A 2,699-nucleotide genomic window follows, 5' to 3' on the forward strand; every position below is an offset into this window, starting at 1 on the left:
ACCCGGGAAGCCATCGTCCGGCCGCCGAGACCGGCGGCCTCGCCCGGGAGGCCATCGTCCGGACCGCGATCGCCATCGCCGACGCCGAGGGAATCGACGGCCTGTCCATGCGCAGGGTCGCCACCCAGCTGGGGGTGAGCACCATGGCCCTGTACCGCCACGTCGCGAACAAGGACGCGCTGGTGACGGCGATGATCGACCAGGTCTACACCGAGCACGCCCTGCCCGACCCGCCGCCCGCCGACTGGCGCGAGGCGCTCGAACTGGCACTGCTGACGGAGTGGGGCATCTACCGGGCGCACCCCTGGGCCGTCCAGCTGACCCCGCTCGCCGGAGCGGTCCAGTCGCCCGGGCTGGTGCAGAACGCCGAGTGGATGATGCGGGTGATCACCGGCCAGGGGCGCTCACCGGACGAGGCCATGGCGATCCTCACCTTCGTGTCCGCCTACACCTCCGGCATGGCCCTCCAGGGCACGCGCGCGGTGGTGGAGGGGTACGAGTCCGGGATGGACGCCGAGCACTGGTGGAGGTCCCGGGGCGAGGAGTTCCTGCGGATCGCCGAGCAGGGCGGGTTCCCCCTGACGTTCAGCGTCTCGGGGCCGACCGACGTGCACGCGATCTTCGAACTCGGCATGAAACACCTGCTGGACGGGCTCACGCCGCTGATCGAATCGGGAGGCCGACCCGCGGGCGGGGGCCTCGCGGGTCCGACGGGCACACCCCGGTGAGCCCGCGAAGGGGTCCCGACGGGCGTCCCGCGAGCGCCACGGGGTACATCTGAACACGGGGGGTTCCTACCTGTGCGACACCGTGGACGACCACTTCCGCCCGGCCCGCGGCGGGGACCCGGCCGACGAGGGGAACCGGAGGCGTTCCGAGGTGGCGGCATCACTACAATCACCACCGGTTCCACAACGCGATCGGCGGCCCTCCCGCCCTCCGCGGCACCCACCTCTCAGGTAAGTGCACAGCAGCGCCATGACGTCGGTGACGCGGCCGCTGTGGAGCCGCACCCCACCGGCGCCCAGGTCGGCTTTGAGGAGCTACCGAAGATGTCCCAGGGTCTGGTGCGGTACGCACCCTCGGTGAACGACGCGAGGGTGCGCGGGGCGGTCTACCCCCGGCGGTCCCTGGTGGTGGTCACCGGGGTTCCCGGGGCCGGGAAGAGCACCCTGCTGCGGAGGCTGTTCGGTCTGCGCGGGGACGAGGACCGGACCGTAATCGCCGCGGACGGTGTGCGGGTGATCGACTCGCTGCAGTCGCGCTACCGGCTCCGGGCGCTGCTCGGCCGCGTCCCCTACCCGCTGTGGCGCTGGGTGGTGCACGTACTGCACCTGGCCCGGGTGACCATAGCGCTGCGCGGCGGCCCCGTGGTGGTGCACGAGTGCGGGACCCGGCGCTCGATCCGCGTGCTGCTCGCCCTGCTCTGCCGACTGCGCCGGTACGAGGTCCACGTTCTGATGATCGACGCCACCCCGCAGGAGGCCCGGAGCGGGCAGGCCGCCCGGGGACGGCGGGTGACCGCGCGCAGCCACCGGACGCACTCGCGGCGATGGCGGCGGCTGCGCGCGGCCACCCGGCGCGGGCCGAAGGCGTTCGCGCCGGGCGCGCGCAGCCTGCTCGCGCTCGACCGGCGCCGGGCGCGGGAGCTGGCCTGGATCCGCTTCGGTTCCGGCCCGGACGCCCTCGGCGCCCTGCGCACCGCGGAGGAACCACCACCCGCCCGGATCGAACGCGTGATGTCCGGTACCCCGTGACCCCGGCCGGTCGGCTTCGCCTCCGCGCGTGCGTGGTCCGGAGGGGCGGAGCGTCCCCCGCCCCGGCCGTCACGGAAAAGCGCTTGCGGCGGTGGTTGCACCGTAGTACCTGTGGGAGCGTCCCGGAGGCAGGTTCGTTCCCACCTGGAGTCGTCGATGGCCGTTCGCCGCGTGGTGCCCGACATTCGGTCGGAGGCGCTGCGGGAGAGCCGGGAGTTCTACGGCCTGCTGGGCTTCGAGGAGGTCATGAACCACGGTTGGATCATGACGCTCGCCTCCCCGTCCTCTCCGGCCGCACAGGTCAGCTTCGTGACCGATGACAAGACCGGCCTGGTCGTCCCCGACATGAGTGTCGAGGTGGACGACGTGGACGCGGCCTACGCGGCCGTGCGGGACAGCGGCGCGGAGATCATCCACCCTCTGCAGGACGAGGAGTGGGGCGTGCGACGGTTCTTCGTCCGCGACCCCAACGGCCGGGTGGTCAACGTCCTGGACCACCACTGACAGCACCCCACACACCCGTCCGCCAGTACGGCACACCCCACTCCCGGGCGACCGTGGCCAGGGAGACGCCCTCCAGGCGGGTGCGGCCGATGATCTCGGCCTCGTCCGGGGTGATCACGTCGTGGCGGGCAGCCCGGCAGAGGACCGTGTCCGGCGTTCCGGTGGGGACGATGGCGGTGACGGGCGGTTCGGCCATGAGGAGCGGCTGACGCAGCGCGGCGGTCCGGGCCCGAAGGCCCGCGCGCTGGGCGCGGCAGCGCAGCGCCCAGTGCAGGCGGTGCCAGGCGGTGTCGGCCTCACGGACGGCGTGGACGAAGCCCGCGAGGAGCTCCTCCTCCACCTCCTCGACGGTGCGCGGGTCCAGGCCCCGGCACAGGCGGCGGGCGCAGGTGCGCAGCGCGGGCATGGCGAAGCCGATCGCGGCGACCATCCACTCCT

At 73.1% G+C, this 2,699-nt stretch carries 4 protein-coding genes; 3 read left to right on the forward strand and 1 reads right to left on the reverse strand.

The window, feature by feature from the left end:
• The 3 genes from DQW06_RS21165 to DQW06_RS21175 all read left to right on the forward strand — a co-directional run.
• Positions 1-728 (forward strand): TetR/AcrR family transcriptional regulator (locus DQW06_RS21165; protein ID WP_157983533.1); only part of this gene is annotated, 728 nt, incomplete at its 5' end.
• Positions 729-1,052: 324 nt separating this feature from the next.
• Positions 1,053-1,757 (forward strand): AAA family ATPase, encoded by a 705-nt coding sequence (locus DQW06_RS21170; RefSeq protein ID WP_117199161.1) that lies wholly within the window; start codon positions 1,053-1,055, stop codon positions 1,755-1,757.
• 156 nt (positions 1,758-1,913) lie between these two features.
• Positions 1,914-2,261 carry a VOC family protein gene (locus tag DQW06_RS21175; protein ID WP_117199162.1) on the forward strand — a complete coding sequence of 116 codons (348 nt, stop codon included), beginning with the start codon at positions 1,914-1,916 and terminating at the stop codon, positions 2,259-2,261.
• On the opposite strand, the gene DQW06_RS21180 is transcribed toward DQW06_RS21175, so the two are convergent.
• On the reverse strand, positions 2,239-2,699 hold a 461-nt coding region (locus tag DQW06_RS21180), incomplete at its 5' end, for a hypothetical protein (protein ID WP_117199163.1). The genes DQW06_RS21175 and DQW06_RS21180 overlap by 23 nt on opposite strands.

The organism is Nocardiopsis sp. TNDT3 (genome assembly GCF_003427465.1).
GTDB classification, from domain to species: Bacteria; Actinomycetota; Actinomycetes; order Streptosporangiales; family Streptosporangiaceae; genus Nocardiopsis; species Nocardiopsis dassonvillei.